Here is a 21,731-nt window from a genome sequence, read left to right as displayed (position 1 = left end):
TGAGAAAGCTCATCGATTGGCGCCGGGTACCCATAGCACGTCGCGTTCGCCGTTGCCGTTGGCCCGGCGCGCGAGGACGAACAGCAAATCGGAAAGGCGGTTGAGGTAGCGTAGCACGTCGGGATTGACCGTCTGCTCGGCCATCAGCGCCGTCACCAGCCGCTCGGCGCGGCGGGTGACGGTACGCGCCAGGTGCAGATGGGCGGCCAGCGGCGTGCCTCCCGGCAGGATGAAGGAGCGTAGAGTGGCGAGTTCCGTGTTGTAGGTGTCGATTCGCCGCTCAAGGTTTTCGACCTGCGCCGGCGTGACTCGCAGCGGCGGGTACTCCGGCGCTTCCTGCTCCGGTGTGCACAGGTCGGCGCCCACGTCGAACAGGTCGTTCTGTATGCGGGCCAGGACCTCATGCAGTTCGCCTTCGGCATGCAGCTGGGCCATGCCGATGACGGCGTTGGTCTCGTCCACCGAGCCGAACGCCTCGACGCGCAGATCGTGCTTGGCCACCCGGCTGCCGTCGCCCAGGCCGGTGTCGCCCTTGTCGCCGGTGCGGGTATAGATCTTGGTCAGCTTGACCATCCTGCCTCCCTCCTCGAAGCGTCGGGATCAGAGCCGGCGGGCCTGGTCCGCGGCGTTGCCGATGTAGTTGGCCGGCGTCAGCGCCTTCAGCTCGTCCTTCACTTCGGCCGGCAGCGCCAGTGAATCGATGAAGGCGGCAAAGCCGGCCTGGTCGATACGCTTGCCGCGGGTCAGCTCCTTGAGCTTCTCGTAGGGCTTCTCGATACCGTAGCGGCGCATCACCGTCTGGATCGGCTCGGCGAGTACCTCCCAGCTATTATCGAGATCCTCGGCCAGGCGCGTCGGGTTGGCCTCGAGCTTGCCGATGCCTTTGAGCGCCGCGTGGTAGGCGATCAGACCGTAGGCCAGACCCACGCCGAGGTTGCGCAGCACCGTGGAGTCGGTGAGGTCGCGCTGCCAGCGCGAGATGGGCAGTTTCTGTGCCAGGTGGCTGAGCACGGCGTTGGCCAGGCCCAGGTTGCCCTCGGAGTTCTCGAAGTCGATCGGATTGACCTTGTGCGGCATGGTCGAGGAGCCGATCTCGCCGGCCACGGTCCGCTGCTTGAAGTAGCCCAGCGAGATATAGCCCCAGACATCACGATCGAAATCGATCAGTACGGTGTTGAAGCGGCACACGGCGTCGAACAGCTCGGCGACGTAATCGTGGGGCTCGATTTGCGTGGTATAGGGGTTGAAACTCAGGCCCAGGCCCTCGACGAAGGTGCGCGCGTTGGCTTCCCAATCGACTTCGGGGTAGGTGGCCAGGTGGGCGTTGTAGTTGCCCACCGCACCATTGATCTTGCCCAGCAGCTCGACGCTCTCGATCTGCTTCAGCTGACGGCGCAGGCGATAGGCGACGTTGGCCATCTCCTTGCCCAGGGTGGTGGGGCTTGCCGTCTGGCCGTGGGTGCGCGAGAGCATCGGCAGATCGGCATGCTCGTGCGCCAGGCGCGCCACTTCGTCGGCCACCTGATGCATCACCGGCAGCAGGGACTTCAAGCCGTCACTCAGCATCACGCCGTAGGAGAGGTTGTTGATATCCTCGCTGGTGCAGGCGAAGTGCACGAATTCGGTGATCGCATGCAGCTCCGGCTGAGCCGCGATCTTCTCCTTGATGAAGTACTCCACCGCCTTGACGTCGTGGTTGGTGGTGCGCTCGATCTCCTTGATGCGCTCGGCATCGACCAGCGAGAAGTCCCGTATCATGGCTTCGAGGAAGGCGGTGGCTTCGGCGGAGAGCGGCGGCACCTCGACGATGCCGCCCTGCTCGGCAAGGCGCTGCAGCCAGCGGACCTCGACGATCACGCGGGCGCGAATCAGGCCGAACTCGCTGAAGTGCTCGCGCAGCGCCTCGGTCTTGTTGCCGTAGCGACCATCGACGGGTGAGAGGGCGGTGAGAGCGGTGAGGGGCAGGGAAGCGGCTTGCATGATCGGTATCCGGTGCGTGGTGGGAAAGGCGTGTAAAAGCTATCAGCCCAGTTGATCCAGGGCTTTCTTCAGGGCGCCGCGCTGAAACACCAGCTTCCAGCGGCGTCCGCCCTGCTGGTGCCAGAGCAGGGCGAAGCGGATGCCGGCAAGAAGGATGGCGCGCACCCGTTCGGGCATCATTCGGCTCTGCAGCATCGAAGGATCGCCCTGGACCACGATGCGTGTCTTGAGCGTGGAGAGCGTTTCCTGGTAGGCCTCACCGAGGCTCGCGATGACGTTCTCGTGAGTGGCGCCGAACCGCTCGGCCTGGCCCTGGATGCGGTTCAAGTGTTGGCCGAGGGCGGTCATCATGGCGTCGTCGCCGCGCAGCCGATTCATCAGCAACAGCAGAGTGAAGCCGTAGCGCAGCACGGCGGGGTTAGCCTGGCGACGTCCAACCACGCCCTCCAGCGTTTCCAGGCCGCGGCGCAGATTGTTGGGATGACCGCCGTAGATCGCCTCGAAGCTTTCAGGATCGGTGTCCAGTGTGGCGCGGATCAGCGTCTCCCAGGCGCGCGGCTCGACCTGTCCGGTGCGGGCCAGTTCGTCGACCAGGCTGGCGGCCTGGAATACGCCGGCCAGGGCCAGCGCCTGGCGCGCCGTGGAGGAGTCAGGAGCGCGATGGATGGGAGTGGTATTCATGCGCCGGTCTCCGTGGCGTTCCAGGTATCGCGAATCACGCCGCCGCCGAGGCAGATATCACCATCGTAGAGCACCAGCGACTGGCCTGGAGTGACGGCGCGTTGGGAGGCATCGAAGCGGACCTCGACGCCGCCATCCGGAAGGGTGCGCATGTGGCAGGGCACGTCGGTCTGGCGATAGCGGGTCTTGGCGGTGAAACGCCCTTCGCTTGCGGGCGGCTCGCCGGCGACCCAATCCATCGCCTCGGTGGCCAGCGAATCGGTATAGAGAAGCGGATGGTGCTTGCCCTGTACTGCGATCAGCACGTTGCGCTCAAGATCCTTGGCCGCCACGTACCACGGGGCCTCGGGGTGATTGGCGAGCCCGCCGATGCCGAGCCCCTGCCGTTGGCCCAGGGTGTAGTACATCAACCCCATGTGCTCACCGATGACCTCGCCCTCCGGAGTCTCGATCACGCCCGGCTGGGCCGGCAGGTACTGCTGCAGGAAATCTCGGAAGCGTCGCTCGCCGATGAAGCAGATACCGGTGGAGTCCTTCTTGCGCGCCGTGGCCAGGCCATGGCGCTCGGCGATGGTGCGCACCCCGGGCTTGTCCAATTCACCGACCGGAAACAGCGTACGGGCGATGGCGGCCTCCGGCACGGCGTGCAGGAAATAGCTCTGGTCCTTGTTGGCATCGAGCCCTTTTAACAGCCGCGGTCGCCCGCCGCGCTCGCCGCCACGAACGTAGTGGCCGGTGGCGATCTTCGCGGCGCCGAGCATCTCGGCATACTCGAGGAATACCTTGAACTTGATCTCGCGGTTGCACAGGATGTCCGGATTCGGCGTCCGCCCGGCCTGGTACTCGGCCAGAAAGTGCTCGAACACGTTGTCCCAGTACTCGGCGGCGAAGTTGGCGGTGTGCAGCTTGATGTCGAGCTTCTCGCACACGGCCTGGGCGTCGGCTAGATCCTCCTTGGCGGTGCAGTATTCGGTGCCGTCGTCCTCGTCCCAGTTCTTCATGAACAGGCCTTCGACCCGGTAGCCCTGCTCGAGCAGCAGCAGAGCGGAAACGGAGGAGTCGACGCCGCCGGACATGCCGACGATCACCTTGCCTGAGGTGGCGGTCATGGGCGCTCTCGGATTGGATGGGTCGCAAATGGGCGGGGATTATACCGCATCTTGCCCGAGGGCTTCATCCTGTGGCGTGGCCGCACCATGAAGGCGACGCGAGCGAACGGTCTCAGAGGCGGAACAGCTTATTGACCGGCCGGCCAGTTAGGGCTATCGTCGTGATATGACCAACCGAATCCAGACCCGAGATCCCGAGCTGACCCGCGTCCGTATCCTTGACGCCGCGGAGGCGCTGTTCATCGAGCAGGGCTTCTCCGCCGTCAAGCTCAGCGCGCTGGCGCGTTCGGCCGAGGTGACCAAGAGCCTGATCCATCACCACTTCGGCAGCAAGGAACAGCTGTGGGAGGCGGTCAAGGACCGCGCTTTCGAGCGTTACTTCACCGCGCAGATGGCCATGCTGGAAGAGGCGGGCGAACCCGATGCCGCCTTGCTGCGCAGCTCCGTGGAAGCCTATTTCCACTTCCTGCGCGACAACCCCGGCGTGGTGCGGCTTTTCGCCTGGACGCATCTGGAAGGCGACAGCCATTGTGGCGAACTCGACAACCAGCTCGTCGGGGCGGGGGCAGAATGGGTACGCCAGGCGCAGCAAAGGGGCCTGCTGCGTCAGGATATCAACCCTACCCACGTGATCGCCTTGTTCGTGATGACCTGTACCCAGTGGTTCGAGGCCAAGTGCCACCATCAGCACTGGCCGGGCATGGGGACCGACGAGGCGTTTCTCGAGGATTTCCTGAAAATCTTCATGGAAGGGGTCACGCCCCGCGACTGACGCGGGGATTCGTTTATCTTGCTAACTGACTGGTCGACCAGTTCGTTGAAGTTGGTTCGCCATGGCAATGCCGAGAGGAGAAGAATCATGGGAAGGGGGGTGAGCTGGTTACGGGGAGGCGCTTTGGCGGTGGCGCTTGCATGGCTGGTGGGCGGCGATGGGGCGGCCGCTCAGGCCGAGCCGGATGTGGCCGCCGAGCCCTTGGTGCGCAGTGCGACGGTGCGCATGGCGAACGGCGAGGCGCACTACCGTTTCCCCAGCACGGTGCGGGCAAGCGAGAGGGCCGCACCGGCCTTCCTGCATGCCGGCGTGCTCCGCGAGCGGCATGTGGTGCGTGGGCAGCGAGTGGCGCAGGGTGAGCCGCTGGCGACACTGCACAACCCGGCAATGGCGCCTACGCTGGCGGCGGCCGAAGCTCAGGTAGCCGAGTGGGATGCCCGCTTGCGCCAGCTGGGGCGTGACGTGGAGCGTTCGCGAACCCTGCGCGAGCGCAACCTCAGTGCCGAAGAGGAGCTGGATCGCATGACGGCGGAGCGCGACGCCGCCGTTCAGGCTCGCGAGCAGGCTCTGGCGCGGCGTGCCGATGCCCACGCGCAACTCGAGGAACTGACCCTGCGAGCGCCCTTCGACGCCGAGGTCACCGACCTGCTGGTCGAGCCCGGCGAGTTCGTCACTGCCGGCCAGCTGGTGCTGCGCCTGGCGGGCATCGGCGAACGAGAGGTGGAGATTAACGTGCCCGCGGCCTTTGCCGCTCGGTTGGCCACGGGTCAGGCGGCGAACCTGTTCGCGACGTCCGGTGCGCAGCGCTTTGCGGGAACGATTCGCGACATCGGCCGCGCGGGCGAAGGCCTGGCGCCGGTCATCGTCGGGATCGACGCCGATCCCGGCCCGGCGCTGGGCGAGCCGGTCAGGGTGCAGCTGGCCGTCGCCGCGCAGCCGGCCCTGCAGGTGCCATTGGCGGCGGTGGTCGATCCCGGCGGACATGATCCCCATGTACTGGCGTTGCGCGACGACATCGTTCAGCGGATAGCGGTGACCCCGGGCCGCTTGGCGGGGGGCTGGGTCACGGTCACGGCATCGCTCGAGCCCGGCACGCAGGTGGTGACGGCTGGGCAGGGGCGTCTCGAAGCGGGGATGCGGGTGAGGGTACTGCCATGAGCTGGCTGCTCGCCTCGCTGCAGTACAAGCGGCTGCTGCTGACCGTTACAGGGCTGCTGGCATTGCTGGGGTTGGCGGCCTGGGTGGCCATGGACCGTCAGGAGGACCCCTTCTTTCCCTATCGTTTCGGCCAGGTGCTGGTGCCCTATCCCGGGGCGGAGCCGGAGCAGGTCGAGCGGCTGGTGCTCAATCCGTTGGAAGAAGAACTGGCGCAGGTCGAGGAGGTCAACGACATCATCGGCACCGCCCGGCTGGGCGTGGCGCACGTCACCCTCGAGATGCACGAGCACGTCTACGATACCGATGCCGCCTGGGAGCGCGTGCGTATTGCCGTCGACCGGGCGAGCCGAGAATTTCCCGACGGTGTGGGCGAGGCGGAAGTCAACGACCGCGACTCCGATGCGCATGGCGTCGTGCTGGCAGTGACCGGCTCCGATGACCTGCTCGAGCTGCGTGAAGCGGCCAAGCGGCTGCGGCGGGACCTCTTTCGGCTCACGGAGATCGCCCGCATCGATCTGCTCGCCGACCCAGAGCCGCAGGTGGTGATCGCTTGGGACGATACCCTGGCGGAACTGACCGGGCTCGATGCGCGCGCGCTCGGTGATCAGCTTGCGGCGCGCAACCTGACCTCGCCCGGCGGCAGCCTGGCGATCGGCGGGCGCTCGTTGGTTCTCGATCCGCATACCGAGTTCGGCTCCCTCGACGAGCTCGCCGCCGCGCCGATTCGCACCGTCCAGGGCGACCTGGTGCCACTCGGCGAGCTGACCGACGTTCGTCTCGCTGCCCAGGAACCGCCCACCGAGCGCTTCTGGCACGACGGTAGCCCCGCCGTGGCACTGGGTCTCGTGCTCTCCAACGACCGGGTCAACGCCGTGCGCTTCGGCGAACGGCTGCGGGCGCTGGTGGAAGAGCTGCGCCCGGCCTATGCGCCGCTCACGATAGAGGAAACCTTCTACCAGCCGCGCTGGGTCGAGCGGCGCCTGGCCGAGCTCGGCGCCTCGCTGCTGCTGGGCATCGGTATCCTCGGCGTGCTGCTGTTTCTGTCCATGGGGCTGAGGCTGGGGCTTGCGGTGATGGTGATCGTGCCGCTGGTGACCTTCTCTTCCCTGGCGCTGTATGCCATGGGAGGCGGCGTGCTGCACCAGATTGCCGTGGCCGGCATGGTGATTGCGCTAGGCATGCTGGTGGACAACGCCATCGTCATGGTCGAGAACATCCAGTGGTACCGCGACCAGGGCCGCTCGGCGGCCCAGGCCGTGATCCGTTCGGTGCGTGAACTCGCCACCCCTCTGCTGGCCGCGACCGGGACCACGTTGGCAGCGTTCGTGCCGCTGCTGCTCTCCAGCGGCAACACCGCCGACTTCACCCGCGCCATCCCGGTCATGGTGATGCTGACGCTGGCGGTGAGCTACGTCTATGCCGTGTTCGTTACGCCGGTATTCGCCGCGGCCATTCTCAAGCCGCGCGCCACGACAGGGCGCGAACGCCTGCAGGCAATGGGGCATCGCATCGGTCGGGTCGCCGTGGCCTGGCCGGTCTGGGTGCTGCTGGGAGCCGGGGCGCTGCTGGCCGGAGCGATGGCGATGATGCCGCTGCTCAATCATGATTTCTTCCCCGATACCGATCGCAACCAGTTGATCGTCGACCTCAATTTTCCCGAAGGCACCCATCTTGAGCACACCGCCCATGAAGCCGAGACGCTGGCCGTGGCATTGGCCGAGCGACCCGCGGTGCATGCGGTGCACCGCTTCGTCGGCTTCAGCGGGCCGCGCTTCTACTACAACCTGGTCGAACAGCCGCGTCAGCCGCATCTGGCCCGTCTCGTCGTGGAGGCTAAATCGGCCGACGACCTGGGGGAGTTGATGGCGTGGGTGCGGTCGGTGGCGCCGGAGCGATTGCCGGAGGCCGAAGTGGTGGCGAGACGGCTGGGGCAGGGGCCGCCGCTGGAGGCGCCGGTGGAAATTCGCGTCTTCGCCGAGGATCGGGCGGCGCTGGCCGAGGCCGCTGGGCGCATCCTTTCGGTGGTGCGTGCCGCCGAGGGTGCGCGCGATGCGCGTCATCGTCTCGGGGAGGGGCTGGCGACGCTGCGGGTCGCCACCGACGACGCTCGTGCCGCCGAATACGGCCTCTCACGCCGCGATGTCGCCGTGGCGCTGGCCGGGGCCAGTCGGGGTGTCGAGGTCAGTACCTGGCGCGCCGGCCGCGATCCCGCACCGCTGCTGGTGCGAGCCCCGGAGGGAGAGCGCTTTCCGACCGAGGGGTTGGAGGGGCTGCGCCTGAGCGCCGACGACGGGCGCACGGTGCCGCTCGGTGAAGTCGCCGCGCTGGAAGTGGGCTGGCGTCCGGCGGTGATTCAGCACCGCGGGTTGCGCCGGATGACCGCGGTGTTGGCCGAGGTGGCCGACGGCTGGACCTATGACGGGGTGCTTGAGGAGGTGCTGCCACGGCTGGCCGAACTCGAGCTGCCCGCCGGGGCGAGCTATGTCGTGGGCGGGGCGGCCGAATCGGCGGGAGACGCCAATACGGCACTGTTCCAGACGCTACCCTTCGGTGGCCTGCTGCTGGTGGTGTTCCTGCTGGCCCAATTCAACTCCTTCCGCCAACTGTTTATCGTGCTGACCACCGTGCCGCTGGCGATCGTCGGCGTGGTGCCGGGATTGTGGCTGACTGGGCAGCCGTTCGGCTTCACCGCGATACTCGGTGTCGTGGCGCTGGTCGGCATAGTGGTCAACAATGCCATCGTGCTGATCGATCTGATGAACGCCAATCGTCGCCAGGGGCTGGTGGTAGGGGAGGCCGTGACCGCCGCGGTGGCGCGGCGCACGCGACCGGTGCTGCTCACTACAGCGACCACCGTGGCCGGCCTGGTGCCGCTGACCCTGACCCAGTCGACCCTGTGGCCGCCGATGGCCTGGGCGATCATCTCGGGGCTGGTCGCCTCGACGCTGCTCACGCTGCTGGTGATTCCGGCGCTGTACCGGCTGCTGATGCGGGATTAGCGTTCGTGCAGCACATCCATGGGATAGAACCGGCTGGCCAAGGCATCGCGCACACGTCGAAGCACCAGCGGGCTGCGCAGCCGGCCCTGGCGGTCCAGTGCCTCGAGTTCGTCGAGGGTCAGCCAGTGCACGGCAACGATGGCCGGGTCCAGCGGGGTGCCGAGATGCGCCAGTGCCATGCCGAAGAAGCCATGGCTGTGGAAGGTCTGGCCGTTAGGCGTCTCGTAGATGTAAAGCCCCAGATAGTCGGTAATGCCGACCTGCCAGGCGGTCTCCTCGCGCAGCTCGCGCAGCGCCGCCTCCTTGATCCGCTCGCCGGGCTCGAGATGGCCGGCCGGCTGGTTGAGGACGGTGTCCCGGCTGCCCCTCGGCGCCTCCTCCACCATCAGGAAGCGACCGGCGCGTTCCACGACGGTGGCCACGGTGACCTGCGGATGCCAGCGGCTCATCGGCGACCTCCTTTACGGCGCGTCGGGCGCCTTATTGTACTGCGCGGGGCGTGCAGCGTTTCCCTGCGCCATTCTCCCGGGGCCAGTCCATCCAGCCGCCAGGGCCCGATGGCCACGCGAACCAGGCGCAGGGTGGCATGCCCGACATGGGCGGTCATGCGACGTACCTGACGGTTGCGACCCTCGCTGATGGTCAACTCCAGCCAGCTTGTCACCGGATGGCGTCGCGGGTCCAGCGGCGGTGAGCGTTCCGGCAAACCGCTCTCGTCGAGGCGCCGCACCTTGGCCGGACGGGTCGGGCCGTCGCCCAGCTCGACGCCGAGGCGCAGCGCCTGCAGCGCGGCATCGTCGGGCACGCCCTCCACCTGCATGCGGTAGGTCTTGGGCTGCTTGTGGCGCGGGTCGCTGATGCGGTGGATCAGTTCGCCGTCGTCGCTCAGCAGCAGCAGCCCCTCCGAGTCGTAGTCCAGCCGTCCCGCGGGGTAGATGCCCGGGACGGCGATGACGTCGGCCAGCGTCGCCCGCCGCGTCTCGCCGGGGGCCGGGCGGTCGGTAAACTGGGACAGCATGCAGTAGGGCTTGTGCAGCAGGTAGAGTGCGCTCATGCGACCAAGGTCTTGCTACCATAGATTGTCGACAAATGTGGGGGCAAGCCTACTCCGAGAGTCCGGGTGAATGCTATACTCCGCGCTCCACTGAACAGACCAGACAGGGGAGTTCTCAATGGGGTTCCAGAAAATTGTCGTCCCTGAAGGCGGCGAGAAGATTACCGTCAACGCCGACAACACCCTGAACGTGCCGAACAAGCCGATCATCCCGTTCATCGAGGGTGACGGTATCGGCGTCGACGTGACGCCGGCCATGAAGATCGCCATCGATGCCGCCGTGCAGAAGGCCTACAACGGCGAGCGCAAGATCCACTGGATGGAAGTCTACGCTGGCGAGAAGGCCACCCAGGTCTACGACCCCGACACCTGGCTGCCGGAAGAAACCCTCGAAGCCGTCAAGGACTACGTGGTCTCCATCAAGGGGCCGCTGACGACTCCCGTGGGCGGTGGCATTCGCTCCCTGAACGTGGCCCTGCGCCAGAAGCTCGACCTGTACACCTGCCTGCGCCCGGTGCGCTGGTTCGAGGGCGTGCCGAGCCCGGTCAAGAAGCCCGCCGACGTCGACATGGTCATCTTCCGCGAGAACTCCGAAGACATCTACGCCGGCATCGAATGGAAGGCGGGTACCGCCGAAGCCGACAAGGTCATCAAGTTCCTGCGCGAGGAAATGGGTGTGACCAACATCCGTTTCCCCGAGAACTGCGGTATCGGCGTCAAGCCGGTCTCCGTGGAAGGCACCAAGCGCTTGGTGCGTCAGGCCCTGCAGTACGCCGTGGACAACGATCGCGAGTCGGTGACCCTGGTACACAAGGGTAACATCATGAAGTTCACCGAAGGTTCCTTCAAGGATTGGGGCTACGAGCTCGCCAAGGAGGAGTTCGGTGCCGAGCTGCTCGACGGCGGCCCGTGGATGCAGTTCAAGAACCCCAAGACCGGCAAGAACATCGTGGTCAAGGACGTCATCGCCGATGCCATGCTGCAGCAGATCCTGCTGCGTCCGGCCGAGTACGACGTCATCGCCACGCTGAACCTCAACGGTGACTACCTGTCCGACGCTCTGGCGGCGGAAGTGGGCGGTATCGGCATCGCACCGGGCGCCAACCTGGCCGACGCCGTGGCCATGTTCGAGGCCACTCACGGCACCGCGCCGAAGTATGCGGGCCAGGACAAGGTCAACCCCGGCTCGCTGATTCTCTCCGCCGAGATGATGCTGCGTCACATGGGTTGGGTCGAGGCTGCCGACCTGGTGCTCAAGGGCATGGAGAAGGCAATTTCCAAAGGCGAGGTCACCTACGACTTCCATCGCCTGATGGACGATGCCAAGCTTCTTAAGTGCTCCGAGTTCGGACAGGCCGTCGCGGACAATATGTAAGCGGGCCGATGAACCATCCGGGGCCCCCGTTCGCTTGGCGGACGGGGGCCTTTTGCGTGCTAACCTGAACCCAGTCGACCGCACGGCGTCTAAGCGATGCAGAGACGCCTGGTGTGGACGGCTTGTCGAGACGGTGTGTGGCTTTTATGTTCAAGAAAGACGACCCGAGCGAGTGGGAGTCGGTCGGTATCATGTCAGGCATGACGCGGCCGACACGCCCCGAGGAGGAAGACGACGGCGATCTGTCGGTACAGTCGTCGGATCCCGAGGTGGCACGCCCGCCCATGTACAAGGTGGTTCTGCACAACGATGACTACACCCCCATGGAGTTCGTGGTGGAGGTGCTGCAGAGCTTTTTCCACATGGACAGCGAGACCGCGGTCCAGGTAATGCTGACGGTACATACCCAGGGCAGGGCCACCTGCGGCATCTTCACGCGTGACATCGCGGAAACCAAAAGTCATCAGGTCAATCAATATGCAAGAGAGTGTCAGCATCCGCTGCTCAGCGATATCGAGGCGGCGGACTGATTCCCGGTCATGCTCGAGACGGGGTAGGAATGGCAGTCGTTGAGGAAGAGGACTTGCAACGGCAGCGTTTGTGCCCGATGTTGAAGATGCCGGACCACGAAAGATCCGATGCAAGCCCTAAGCGGCGAGAAGGGGACTGCCATGCTGAGCAAAGAACTTGAACTGACCCTGAACACGGCATTTACCGTGGCACGCTCCAAGCGCCACGAATTCATGACCGTGGAGCACCTGCTGCTGGCATTGCTCGATAACGCCTCGGCGGCAGACGTGCTGCGAGCCTGTGGGGCCAACCTCGACAAGTTGCGGTCCGACCTGCAGGATTTCATCAACTCCACCACGCCTCTGATCCCCGAGGATCAGAGCGATCGCGAGACGCAGCCGACGCTGGGCTTCCAGCGTGTGTTGCAGCGGGCTGTGTTTCACGTGCAGTCCTCCGGCAAGAGCGAAGTCACCGGGGCCAACGTGCTGGTGGCGATTTTCTCCGAGCAGGAGAGCCAGGCGGTCTATTTCCTGAAACAGCAGAATGTGGCCCGGGTCGATGCCGTCAACTACATCGCCCACGGTATCTCCAAGGTGGCTGGCCATGGCCAGAACCCCTCGTCGTCGCCCAGCGATGCCGAGGAGGCCGAGGAGGGCGGCGGCGAGACCAGCGCCAACCCGTTGACCGGATACGCCACCAACCTCAACGAGCAGGCTCGCATGGGCAAGATCGATCCGCTGATCGGCCGCGAGCATGAGCTTGAGCGTGTCATCCAGATTCTGGCACGGCGGCGCAAGAACAACCCGCTGCTGGTGGGCGAGGCCGGTGTCGGCAAGACCGCCATCGCCGAGGGGCTGGCCAAGCGCGTCGTCGAGGAGGACGTCCCCGAGGTGATCGGCGACGCCGTGGTCTATGCACTGGACATGGGCGCGCTGCTTGCCGGTACCAAGTACCGTGGCGACTTCGAGAAGCGCCTCAAGAGCCTGCTGGCGGAGCTCAAGAAGCAGCCCAACGCGATCCTGTTCATCGACGAAATCCATACGGTGATCGGCGCCGGTGCGGCTTCCGGCGGCGTGATGGACGCCTCCAACCTGCTCAAACCGCTGCTCTCCTCGGGTGAGCTGCGCTGCATCGGTTCCACCACCTTCCAGGAGTTCCGCGGCATCTTCGAGAAGGATCGCGCGCTGGCGCGCCGGTTCCAGAAGGTAGATGTCATGGCTCCTTCGGTGGACGACACCATCCGCATCCTCAAGGGGTTGCGCTCGCGCTTCGAGGAGCACCACAGCCTCAAGTACACCGATGCCGCCCTGGAAAGCGCCGCACGGCTGGCGGATCGCTACATCAACGATCGCCACCTGCCCGATAAGGCCATTGACGTGATCGACGAGGCCGGTGCCCATCAGCGGCTGCTACCGCCGGAGGTGCGGGTCGACACCATCGATGTCGATCAGGTCGAAGCGGTAGTGGCATCGATCGCGCGGATTCCGCCGAAGAGCGTCTCCAGCTCCGACCGTAAGCTGCTCGAGAACCTCGATCGCGACCTCAAGATGCTGGTGTTCGGTCAGGACGAGGCCATCGACAGCCTGTCAGCCGCTATCAAGCTGTCGCGGGCCGGACTCAAGTCGCCCGACAAGCCGGTGGGCAGCTTCCTCTTTGCAGGCCCCACCGGGGTGGGCAAGACCGAAGTGGCCCGTCAGCTGGCCCGAAACATGGGCATCGAGCTGGTGCGCTTCGACATGTCGGAGTACATGGAGCGGCACACCGTGTCGCGGCTGATCGGCGCCCCCCCCGGCTATGTCGGTTACGACCAGGGCGGTCTGCTGACCGAGGCGATCACCAAGCAGCCGCACTGCGTGCTACTGCTCGACGAAATCGAGAAGGCGCATCCCGAAGTCTTCAACCTGCTGCTGCAGGTGATGGACCACGGGCGCCTGACCGACAACAATGGCCGCGAAGCGGACTTCCGCCATGTGATCGTGATCATGACCTCCAATGCCGGTGCCGAGCAGCAGGCGCGTCGTTCCATTGGCTTCCAGACCCAAGATCATTCCACTGATGCGATGGAAGTGATCCGCAAGACCTTCTCGCCGGAGTTCCGCAACCGCCTGGATGGCATCATCCAGTTCCACTCTCTGCCCACCTCGGTGGTACGCAGCGTGGTGGACAAGTTCCTGGTGGAACTGCAGGCGCAGCTCGACGAGAAGCGGGTCCAGCTGGATGTCGACATGGACGCTCGCGACTGGCTGGCCGAGCAGGGCTACGACCCGAGCATGGGCGCACGCCCCATGGCCAGGTTGATCCAGGAGAAGCTCAAGAAGCCGTTGGCAGAGCTGATCCTGTTCGGAGAGCTATCCGAACACGGTGGGGTGGTGCACGTCACGGTGGAGGACGGCGAACTGCATCTCTCCACGGAGTCGGAGATGGCCGACGCGCCCTGATCCGGTGCTCCCTCGGCCTAGACACAGCGCCCTGTCTCCGGACGGGGCGTTGTCTTGTCCGGGGTATGCCCCGGCGGGGTCGCTGCGATGCTCGAGGTAGGATCAGCGCGAGCGGTAGACGATGCGGCCCTTGGTCAGGTCGTACGGAGTCAGCTCGACCTTGACCTTGTCGCCGGTGAGGATGCGGATGTAGTTCTTGCGCATCTTGCCCGAGATATGCGCGGTCACGACGTGGCCGTTCTCCAGCTCGACGCGAAACGTGGTGTTGGGAAGGGTATCGACGACGACGCCTTCCATTTCGATATGGTCTTCACGTGCCATATAGGCGGTTCCTCGCTGATGATGTCGATGCAACGTCGCCCTGCGCGACGTCAGGCATGCAAGAAAGGGGCGTGAAAAAGCGACGCCCGTTTATACGATAGCGCGATATTGTGCCGCAAGCCGAGCGTCAAGGCAAAGCGCGCCTCGCTATGCCGGGGCGGTCATGGGTAGAAGGCGGCGCCAGTGGCGGCCTTCGAGCACTTCCAGCGGCCGATAGGCTTCCTTGTAGGACATCTTGCGACACTCTTCTATCCAATAGCCCAGGTAGACATGAGGCAGCCCCTGTCGATAGGCCTCGTTCACCAGGCTCAGCACGGCGTAGGTACCGAGCGAGCGACGTTCCCATTCGGATGATGGATCGAAGAAGGTATAGATCGCGGACAGGCCGTGTTCCAGCCGGTCGAAGGCGGACACCGCCAGCAGTCGTTCGCCGAGACGAAACTCGAGCAGGCGGGCGTAAGGCTCGTCGAGGGTCAGGAACGTGCGGTACTGCTCCTGGCTCGGCGGGTACATGTCGCCATCGCTGTGGCGAACCTCGATGTAGCGCTCGTAGAGTGCGTAGTGCTCGGCATCGAACAGCGCGGGACGTTCGACCAGCCGCAAGTCGCCGTTGCGTTTGGCAACGCGTCGCTGGCTGCGGCTGGGATGAAAGTCGTTGACCGGTATGCGTACCGACAGGCAGGCGTTGCAACCCTCGCAATGCGGTCGATAGAGGTGGCGCCCGCTGCGCCGAAAGCCGAGCAGGGCCAACGAGTCGTAGACGCCCTGACCATGGGACTCCTGGGGGTCGAGAAACAGCGTGGTGGCCTCGCGTTCCTCCAGATAGCTACAGGCGTGGGGCACCGTCAGGAAGAAGCGCAGGTCCCGAATCGGATGGTGAGGCGCATTGCTGCTCACGTGGATCGCCTCCTAAGTGAGTGCGGACAGGGTCTCGATTCGCGCGGGATCGTCGGGCAGCGGCCAGCAGGGCAGCGGATGGCCGTCCGTCGAATCCCGTGTCGCCAGGCATTTCTCAAGATAGTTGATGAACTCGGCGCGGGCGATATCGCGCGCCCCGAGGCTGGCCAAATGGCGGGTATGCATCTGGCAGTCGATCAAGCGGCCGCCGCCGGCGCGCATGGCCGTCACCAGATGGACCAGGGCAACCTTCGAGGCATCGCTCTCGTGCGAAAACATCGATTCACCGAAGAACATCGGGCCCATGGCCACGCCGTAGAGCCCTCCCACCAATCGCGTGTCGCGCCACACCTCCACCGAGCGGGCATAGCCCAGGCGATGCAGCGCAGCGTAGGCGTCGCGCATCTCGCCGGTGATCCAGGTGCCAGGCTGGCCCTGTCGCGGCGCGGCGCAGGCCTCGACCACGGCGTCGAAGTCGCGGTTGAAGGTAATTCGAAAGGCGCCGTTGCGCAGCCGCTTGCCCAGGCTGCGTGATACGCGTAGCTCATCGGGAAAGAGCACCATCCGCGGATTGGGGCACCACCACAGGATCGGCTGGTCGTCGCTGAACCAAGGAAAGATGCCGTGCCGGTAGGCGGCCAGCAGCCAGTCCGGCGTCAGCTCGCCCCCGGCGGCCAGTAATCCCTCGGGATCGCGCAGGGCCTGCGAGACGGGTGGAAAACGCACCGGGCGCTCGGGAAGCCAGGGCAGCATACAGGGGCGCTCCTCGTTGGCTTGGGTGACATTAGTCTGACGCTGGAGTCGCTTCGGCTCAACTGCCTTCGCGGCCACTGTGCCGGTGGCTCCACTCCCGGTATGATGGCGGCTGAATCCATTTCGGATGGCAAGTTCAGAAGAGGCACCGTCGCGTACGGTGCGAGGGGGTTGGCGAGTTGAGTGCAAAGGAAAAGAGCGTGTCGGGACGCGAGTCGGCGGAAGACGCCCAGCAGCCGACCGAACGCCGGGGACTCCACCTGCACGGCGCGGCTCGAGAAGGGGCCACCATTTTGCTGTTGGCGGCGTGTGTGTTTCTGCTGCTGGCACTGTTCAGCTACCAGCCGTCGGATCCCGGCTGGTCCCATCGTGGCCCGGAAACCGAGGTGGCCAACTGGATGGGACCCTTCGGTGCCTGGTTGGCCGATATGCTCTATTCGTTGTTCGGCGCCAGTGCCCTATGGTGGCCGGGCATGCTGGGCTTTGCCGGTTGGTGGTTGATCCGCACGCGCAAGGTACGCCTCGAATGGGATGCCACGGCCTTGGCCGTGCGCTTGGGTGGCCTGGTGCTGCTGCTGCTGGGCACTACCACCCTGGGGGCGCTGCATTTCTACCATCCCGACAGCGTGCTGCCCTATGCCTCGGGCGGCATTCTCGGCGAGGGATTGGTCGGCGCGTTGGTGCCGCTGGTCGAATCGGGGGGCACGGGTCTGCTGGCCGTCGCGGCCATGCTGTGCGGCTTCCCGCTCTTCACCGGTCAGTCCTGGCTGACGGTGATGGATGAAATCGGCCATCGTTCTCTGCGTCTGTGGCGCTGGGCGGCAGCCCCGTTCGGGCTGGCACGCGGTCGCCACGAACCGCATTGGGACGATGAGGAAGACCTGACGGAGGAGGGGCCGAAGGAGGAGTCGGTCACCGCCGCGCCGCGCCGTCGCTGGCGTTTCTGGCGTCGTCGCGACGCCGCCGCCTCCCCGCAGCATGAGCCCGGCCTGGCCTCGGAATTCGGCGACGACGGCAATACCGATATTCCCTGGGACGTGCCCGAGCGAACACCGTCGGCGAAGCGCCCCGAGGCGGCCTACAGCGCCCGTCAGGCCGAGCCGAAGCTCTCACGGCCAGAGGTCGCCTCGCAGCGGCCGACACCGGCTTCGGTGGCGCCGCCGGAGCCGAGCCTGGGGGCCGAGCGCGACACAGTGCCTGTGACCGTCGCCGGTGCGCTCACGGCCAGTCGCCACGACGAGCCGACAGCGACCGGCGCCATGCCGCTCCGGGCGACGGATGACGAAGATGCCCGCGCAGCGACGCCTGCCGCGGCGCGCCCGGAAGCTCGGTCCGAGGAGCCGAGGGCATCTGCCGAGCCGGCTCCGAGGCAGGGTGAGTCGCATGCGGCGGTGTCAGGAAAGCGCGAGGCAACACGTCGCGAGCCGGGTCTTGGCGACTTGCAGCCCGCGGAACCGGCCGATGCGCAGGAACCTCGCCTGAGTTGGGGCGAGATCGGCGGCGAGTCGCACGAGCGCGCCGACGCTCGCCAGGACGTCCAGCCCGAAGCCGACGAGTCCGAATCGCAAGCGAGCGCGCCGGAAGAGCCTGCCTCGCGGCATTACGCCGATCAAGCCGAGGGCCTGCGCTCTTGGCGCGAAACGCCGGCTGCGGCTTTGCCTGATTCCGATGGCGACTTCGATGCCGATGGCGACTTCGATGCCGAAGGCGAGCCGCAGCATGGGCGGGTTGCCACCGCCGAGCAGGCTCGTGCCGCGGCTGCCGAGCCGGATGGCCCCGCGCTGTGGACGGTGGAGCATCTGCAGAGCCAGCGTCCGGTGCTCGACGACATGCCGGAGCCGGATGGCGAGCTGCCCAGCCTGCGCCTGCTGACGCCCCCGGAGCCGCATCAGCAGAACTACACCGAGCAGCAACTGACCGACATGGCGGAACTGCTGGAGACCCGGCTGCGCGAGTACGGGGTCAAGGCCGAGGTGGTGCACACCTGGCCGGGGCCGGTGATCACCCGCTTCGAGATCAAGCCCGCCGCTGGCGTGAAGGTGTCGAAGATCAGCAACCTGGCCAAGGACCTGGCGCGCTCGCTGATGGTCAAGAGCGTGCGCGTGGTGGAAGTGATCCCCGGCCGGCCCACGGTCGGCATCGAGATTCCTAACCCGCACCGGGCGATGATCCGCCTGCGCGAGGTGATCGACTCCGACCGCTACCAGCAGGAAGCCTCGGCGTTGACCATGGCGCTGGGTCAGGACATCGGTGGCGGTCCCGTGGTGGCCAACTTGGGCAAGATGCCCCACCTGCTGGTGGCCGGCACCACCGGTTCGGGCAAGTCGGTGGGCGTCAACGCCATGTTGATCTCGATGCTGCTCAAGGCCACGCCCGAGGAGCTGCGTCTGATCATGGTCGACCCCAAGATGCTGGAACTGTCGGTCTACGACGGCATTCCGCACCTGCTGGCGCCGGTGGTGACCGACATGAAGGAGGCCGCCAACGCGCTGCGCTGGTGCGTCGCCGAGATGGAGCGTCGCTACAAGCTGATGGCGGCCATGGGGGTGCGCAACATCGCTGGCTTCAACGGCAAGCTCGACGAGGCCGAGCGCGCCGGCGCGCAGGTCGCCGATCCGCTGTGGGAGCCGCAGCCCTGGGAAATGCACGAGCCGCCGCCCGTGCTGGAGAAGCTGCCCTACGTCGTGGTGGTGATCGACGAGTTCGCCGACATGTTCATGATCGTCGGCAAGAAGGTCGAGGAGCTGATTGCCCGCCTGGCGCAGAAGGCGCGGGCGGCCGGTATCCATCTGATCCTGGCGACCCAGCGGCCCTCGGTGGACGTGGTCACCGGCCTGATCAAGGCCAACATTCCCACGCGCATGGCTTTCCAGGTGTCGTCGAAAGTCGATTCGCGCACCATTCTCGACCAGGGCGGCGCCGAAAACCTGCTGGGCCACGGCGACATGCTCTACCTGCCGGCCGGCTCAGGGCTGCCGACTCGCGTACACGGTGCCTTCGTCGACGATGACGAAGTCCACCGGGTGGTCGAGGACTGGAAACGTCGTGGCGAACCGGAGTACATCGACGAGATTCTTGCCGGCGGCGTCTCGGCCGAAGCCTTGACCGGGCTCGAGGCCGACGGCAGCGAGGGTGGCGGCGATGCCGAGCAGGATGCGCTCTACGACGAGGCGGTGCAGTTCGTTACCGAGAGCCGGCGCGCCTCCATCTCGGCGGTACAGCGGCGCTTCAAGATCGGCTATAACCGTGCCGCCCGCCTGGTGGAAGCCATGGAAGCGGCCGGCGTGGTCTCCTCCATGGGCACCAATGGGAGCCGCGAAGTGCTGGCGCCGCCGCCGGTAGGAAACTGATGGCGGCGTCGGCTGCGAGCGACAACCATGCAGCAACCGTGAAAGCACCGGCGGGAATGCAACCCGCCGGCACGTAACGGGTCCGAAGGACAGGATCCAACCGGAACCCGCCCAGGGAGTGATAGATGAGCGTGATGAGCGTTAAAAAGACCCTAGCCGCACTGGCCCTGACGATCGCCGTGCCCGTTGCCGCCTTGGCCAGTGAAGGCGCCGACCGTCTGGCGCGTATCCTGGAGCCGCTGGAAACCTACGAGGCGCGCTTCGAGCAGCTGATCCTCGACGCCAGTGGCGAGCGCCTGCAGCAGGCCAACGGCCGGATGTGGTTGTCGCGGCCCGGCAAGTTCCGCTGGGAAGTGGATGCCCCCTACCAGCAGGAAGTGGTCTCAGGCGGTAACGAGGTCTATCTCTACGACCCCGACCTCGAACAAGTCACCGTGCAGGAGCTGGACCAGCGCGTTACTCATACCCCCGCGCTGCTGCTCTCCGGCAGAACCGGCGAGCTGACCGAGAGTTACGAGGTGTCGCACCAGCAGCAGGGCGACAACGAGACGTTTCGGCTGGTGCCGAAGTCGAACGACACCCTCTTCGAGGAGCTGCAGATGACCTTCCGCGGTCAGCAACTGGCGGCACTGCAGATGACCGACAGCACCGGCCAGCAGACCGTCATCGAGTTCAGCGACGTACGCATGAACCATGACCTCGACGACGGCCGCTTTGCTTTCCAGATTCCTGACGGGGCCGACGTCATCCGCGACACGCACTGATCGTGCCCTGACATCGCGTCTCTTGCTTCACCCAGCGCCGCCCTCGGGGCGTCGCTGCCGTTTTCGGCAGGTGGCTACTCGTCCGTGCTGCCTTGGTCGGCCCGGGTATCCAGTTCGGTGCGCCACGCCATCAGCTGAGCGTAACGCTTTTCCTGGCCGTGCTCGCTGGGCCGGTAGAAGGCCTCGCGCGGCAGTTCCTCGGGCCAGCAGTCGTGGGCGCTGCCCGCCGGATAGCCTTCCGGCTCGTTGTGGGCATAGCGATAGCCATGGCCATGACCCAGCGACTCCATCAGCTTGGTCGGGGCGTTGCGCAGATAGGTGGGAACCTCCAGGCGCGGCTGGGCGGTGACGAATGCCTTGGCCCGTTTCCAGGCCTGGTCGATGGCATTGCTCTTGGGGGCAATGGAGAGATGAATGGCGGCGTGGGCGATGGCGCGCTGGCCTTCGTAATCACCCAGCCGCAGATAGGCATCCCAGGCCGCCATCACCAGGGGCAGGGCGCGCGGATCGGCGTTGCCGACATCCTCGGAGGCGATCGCCGCCAGTCGGCGGACGACGTCGAGCGGATCGCCCCCGCCCTGGATGAAGCGGGCAATGTAGAGCAGGGCGGCATCCTGGCGCGACGAGCGCACCGACTTGTGGATCGCCGAGAGCAGATCGTAGTAATGGTCGCCCTGCTTGTCGAAGGCGCTGGCCTGATGCCCGATCACCGCTTCCAGCGCATCGTGGGTCAGGCGTTCACCGTCGGCCTCGGCCTGGGTGAAGTCGCAGGCGGTTTCCAGCAGCCCCAGGGCGCGGCGGGCATCGCCGGCCGCGGCGCGGGCAAGCGTGGCCAGGACGTCATGCTCAACGGCGATATGGCGTTCACCGAGGCCCCGCTCGCGATCGTTCAGTGCGCGACGCATCACCTCGATCAGCTCGGCTTGCTCTAGCGATTGCAATACATAGACCCGGGCGCGCGAAAGCAGTGCCGAATTGACCTCGAAGGAGGGGTTTTCGGTGGTGGCGCCGATCAGGGTCAGCAAGCCCGACTCCACATGCGGCAGCAGAGCGTCCTGCTGGCTCTTGTTGAGGCGGTGAATCTCGTCGAGGAACAGCAGGGTGGGGCGGCCCTGAGCCTGCAGGGCACGGGCCCGGTCCACGACGGCGCGAATATCCTTGACTCCCGCCATGACCGCCGAGAGCCGCTCCAGGTGGGCGCCGGACTCTTCGGCCAGAATTTCGGCCAGGGTGGTTTTTCCGGTGCCGGGTGGGCCCCACAGGATCATGGAACGCACGGTGCCGGTCTCGGCCATGCGCCGCAGCGGTTTGCCCGGGCCCACCAGGGCTTGCTGGCCCACGTAATCCTCCAGGCGACGGGGGCGCATGCGATAGGCCAGCGGTGCGGAAGCGTCGGACGCCTGGCCGAACAGATCCATGAGGACTTTCTCCTTTACAGCTTTGGGATGCCGTTGGTCGTCAATACGACCTTGGGCGATGTGCGGGATCGGATCAAAGGGTCTACGGTGGATACAGCATCCTGCCTTTCGCGCCGCATCATTGCATCGGCAAGACTGAACCTGCTTCTGTC

Annotated in this window: 18 protein-coding genes; 8 read left to right on the top strand and 10 right to left on the bottom strand. The window is 65.9% G+C overall.

The annotated features are described in order from the left end of the window. Window positions 1-9: 9 nt before the first annotated feature. Genes CYJ07_RS04470 through mnmA form a run of 4 tightly spaced genes read right to left on the bottom strand, consistent with a single transcriptional unit; the run spans window position 10 to window position 3,770 of the window. Window positions 10-573, bottom strand: coding sequence for a cob(I)yrinic acid a,c-diamide adenosyltransferase (locus tag CYJ07_RS04470; RefSeq protein WP_104202480.1), 564 nt, complete (start codon window positions 571-573; stop codon window positions 10-12). A 27-nt stretch (window positions 574-600) separates the two neighbouring features. Continuing rightward, a complete protein-coding gene (purB, locus tag CYJ07_RS04465) occupies window positions 601-1,965 on the bottom strand; it encodes an adenylosuccinate lyase (protein WP_104202638.1) in 1,365 nt (454 codons plus the stop codon). A gap of 57 nt (window positions 1,966-2,022) precedes the next feature. After that, window positions 2,023-2,661 carry a high frequency lysogenization protein HflD gene (hflD, locus tag CYJ07_RS04460; protein WP_104202479.1) on the bottom strand — a complete coding sequence of 213 codons (639 nt, stop codon included), beginning with the start codon at window positions 2,659-2,661 and terminating at the stop codon, window positions 2,023-2,025. Then, window positions 2,658-3,770 (bottom strand): tRNA 2-thiouridine(34) synthase MnmA, encoded by a 1,113-nt coding sequence (gene mnmA, locus CYJ07_RS04455; RefSeq protein ID WP_104202478.1) that lies wholly within the window; start codon window positions 3,768-3,770, stop codon window positions 2,658-2,660. Before mnmA ends, hflD begins: the two co-directional genes overlap by 4 nt. A gap of 166 nt (window positions 3,771-3,936) precedes the next feature. Between mnmA and CYJ07_RS04450 the strand changes: the two genes are divergently transcribed. The 3 genes from CYJ07_RS04450 (at window position 3,937) to CYJ07_RS04440 (ending at window position 8,699) form a co-directional block, all read left to right on the top strand. Beyond that, window positions 3,937-4,542, top strand: a complete 606-nt coding sequence (locus CYJ07_RS04450; RefSeq protein WP_104202477.1) for a TetR/AcrR family transcriptional regulator — start codon at window positions 3,937-3,939, stop codon at window positions 4,540-4,542. 87 nt (window positions 4,543-4,629) lie between these two features. Next, the gene (locus CYJ07_RS04445; RefSeq protein WP_104202476.1) at window positions 4,630-5,700 is read left to right on the top strand and encodes an efflux RND transporter periplasmic adaptor subunit; all 1,071 of its coding nucleotides are present in this window, start codon (window positions 4,630-4,632) and stop codon (window positions 5,698-5,700) included. Beyond that, complete coding sequence (locus tag CYJ07_RS04440; protein WP_104202475.1) at window positions 5,697-8,699, top strand: efflux RND transporter permease subunit; 3,003 nt, start codon at window positions 5,697-5,699, stop codon at window positions 8,697-8,699. The genes CYJ07_RS04445 and CYJ07_RS04440 overlap by 4 nt, the downstream gene beginning before the upstream one ends. Here CYJ07_RS04440 and CYJ07_RS04435 read toward each other — a convergent pair. Beyond that, window positions 8,696-9,148, bottom strand: a complete 453-nt coding sequence (locus tag CYJ07_RS04435) for an NUDIX domain-containing protein (protein WP_104202474.1) — start codon at window positions 9,146-9,148, stop codon at window positions 8,696-8,698. The two genes, CYJ07_RS04440 and CYJ07_RS04435, sit on opposite strands and share 4 nt — an antisense overlap. Further along, entirely contained in the window at window positions 9,145-9,753 is a 609-nt protein-coding gene (locus tag CYJ07_RS04430; RefSeq protein WP_104202473.1) for a pseudouridine synthase, read from the bottom strand. The genes CYJ07_RS04435 and CYJ07_RS04430 overlap by 4 nt, the downstream gene beginning before the upstream one ends. Before the next feature lie 118 nt (window positions 9,754-9,871). On the opposite strand from CYJ07_RS04430, the gene icd reads away from it, so the two are divergent. The 3 genes from icd (at window position 9,872) to clpA (ending at window position 14,076) form a co-directional block, all read left to right on the top strand. Continuing rightward, window positions 9,872-11,128 (top strand): NADP-dependent isocitrate dehydrogenase, encoded by a 1,257-nt coding sequence (gene icd / locus CYJ07_RS04425; protein WP_104202472.1) that lies wholly within the window; start codon window positions 9,872-9,874, stop codon window positions 11,126-11,128. A gap of 146 nt (window positions 11,129-11,274) precedes the next feature. Continuing rightward, window positions 11,275-11,658, top strand: coding sequence for an ATP-dependent Clp protease adapter ClpS (gene clpS / locus CYJ07_RS04420; protein ID WP_104202471.1), 384 nt, complete (start codon window positions 11,275-11,277; stop codon window positions 11,656-11,658). A gap of 141 nt (window positions 11,659-11,799) precedes the next feature. Then, window positions 11,800-14,076, top strand: coding sequence for an ATP-dependent Clp protease ATP-binding subunit ClpA (gene clpA / locus CYJ07_RS04415; protein ID WP_104202637.1), 2,277 nt, complete (start codon window positions 11,800-11,802; stop codon window positions 14,074-14,076). 102 nt (window positions 14,077-14,178) lie between these two features. On the opposite strand, the gene infA is transcribed toward clpA, so the two are convergent. The 3 genes from infA to aat all read right to left on the bottom strand — a co-directional run bounded on the left by infA (window position 14,179) and on the right by aat (window position 16,047). Beyond that, on the bottom strand, window positions 14,179-14,397 hold the full coding sequence (gene infA / locus CYJ07_RS04410; protein ID WP_010627817.1) for a translation initiation factor IF-1: 219 nt from the start codon (window positions 14,395-14,397) through the stop codon (window positions 14,179-14,181). Window positions 14,398-14,544: 147 nt separating this feature from the next. After that, entirely contained in the window at window positions 14,545-15,294 is a 750-nt protein-coding gene (locus CYJ07_RS04405) for an arginyltransferase (protein WP_104202470.1), read from the bottom strand. 12 nt (window positions 15,295-15,306) lie between these two features. Next, window positions 15,307-16,047 carry a leucyl/phenylalanyl-tRNA--protein transferase gene (gene aat, locus CYJ07_RS04400; protein ID WP_104202469.1) on the bottom strand — a complete coding sequence of 247 codons (741 nt, stop codon included), beginning with the start codon at window positions 16,045-16,047 and terminating at the stop codon, window positions 15,307-15,309. Between the two features lie 200 nt (window positions 16,048-16,247). Here aat and CYJ07_RS04395 point away from each other — a divergent pair, with 200 nt between their 5' ends. Together CYJ07_RS04395 and lolA are read left to right on the top strand one after the other, a co-directional pair. Beyond that, complete coding sequence (locus tag CYJ07_RS04395) at window positions 16,248-19,397, top strand: DNA translocase FtsK (RefSeq protein WP_231489533.1); 3,150 nt, start codon at window positions 16,248-16,250, stop codon at window positions 19,395-19,397. Window positions 19,398-19,531: 134 nt separating this feature from the next. Then, window positions 19,532-20,161: an outer membrane lipoprotein periplasmic chaperone LolA gene (gene lolA / locus CYJ07_RS04390; RefSeq protein ID WP_104202636.1), complete on the top strand. Its 630-nt coding sequence runs from the start codon at window positions 19,532-19,534 to the stop codon at window positions 20,159-20,161. 74 nt (window positions 20,162-20,235) lie between these two features. Here the strand turns inward: lolA and CYJ07_RS04385 are convergent, their stop codons facing one another. Continuing rightward, a complete protein-coding gene (locus CYJ07_RS04385; RefSeq protein ID WP_104202467.1) occupies window positions 20,236-21,579 on the bottom strand; it encodes a replication-associated recombination protein A in 1,344 nt (447 codons plus the stop codon). Window positions 21,580-21,731: the final 152 nt, after the last annotated feature.

Source organism: Billgrantia saliphila (assembly GCF_002930105.1).
In the GTDB taxonomy this organism is placed as follows: Bacteria; Pseudomonadota; Gammaproteobacteria; order Pseudomonadales; family Halomonadaceae; genus Halomonas; species Halomonas saliphila.
Note: the sequence above shows the minus strand (reverse complement) of the source record. Positions and strands in the feature narration are given on the sequence as shown.

Bases quoted from the DNA above. Each gene is read 5' to 3' on its own strand.
- CYJ07_RS04470 (WP_104202480.1), bottom strand. From the start codon at position 573: ATGGTCAAGCTGACCAAGATCTATACCCGCACCGGCGACAAGGGCGAC.
- CYJ07_RS04385 (WP_104202467.1), bottom strand. From the start codon at position 21,579: ATGGATCTGTTCGGCCAGGCGTCCGACGCTTCCGCACCGCTGGCCTAT.
- clpA (WP_104202637.1), top strand. From the start codon at position 11,800: ATGCTGAGCAAAGAACTTGAACTGACCCTGAACACGGCATTTACCGTG.
- clpS (WP_104202471.1), top strand. From the start codon at position 11,275: ATGTTCAAGAAAGACGACCCGAGCGAGTGGGAGTCGGTCGGTATCATG.
- CYJ07_RS04430 (WP_104202473.1), bottom strand. From the start codon at position 9,753: ATGAGCGCACTCTACCTGCTGCACAAGCCCTACTGCATGCTGTCCCAG.
- CYJ07_RS04440 (WP_104202475.1), top strand. From the start codon at position 5,697: ATGAGCTGGCTGCTCGCCTCGCTGCAGTACAAGCGGCTGCTGCTGACC.
- icd (WP_104202472.1), top strand. From the start codon at position 9,872: ATGGGGTTCCAGAAAATTGTCGTCCCTGAAGGCGGCGAGAAGATTACC.
- aat (WP_104202469.1), bottom strand. From the start codon at position 16,047: ATGCTGCCCTGGCTTCCCGAGCGCCCGGTGCGTTTTCCACCCGTCTCG.
- CYJ07_RS04435 (WP_104202474.1), bottom strand. From the start codon at position 9,148: ATGAGCCGCTGGCATCCGCAGGTCACCGTGGCCACCGTCGTGGAACGC.
- CYJ07_RS04450 (WP_104202477.1), top strand. From the start codon at position 3,937: ATGACCAACCGAATCCAGACCCGAGATCCCGAGCTGACCCGCGTCCGT.
- lolA (WP_104202636.1), top strand. From the start codon at position 19,532: ATGAGCGTTAAAAAGACCCTAGCCGCACTGGCCCTGACGATCGCCGTG.
- hflD (WP_104202479.1), bottom strand. From the start codon at position 2,661: ATGAATACCACTCCCATCCATCGCGCTCCTGACTCCTCCACGGCGCGC.
- CYJ07_RS04445 (WP_104202476.1), top strand. From the start codon at position 4,630: ATGGGAAGGGGGGTGAGCTGGTTACGGGGAGGCGCTTTGGCGGTGGCG.
- infA (WP_010627817.1), bottom strand. From the start codon at position 14,397: ATGGCACGTGAAGACCATATCGAAATGGAAGGCGTCGTCGTCGATACC.
- mnmA (WP_104202478.1), bottom strand. From the start codon at position 3,770: ATGACCGCCACCTCAGGCAAGGTGATCGTCGGCATGTCCGGCGGCGTC.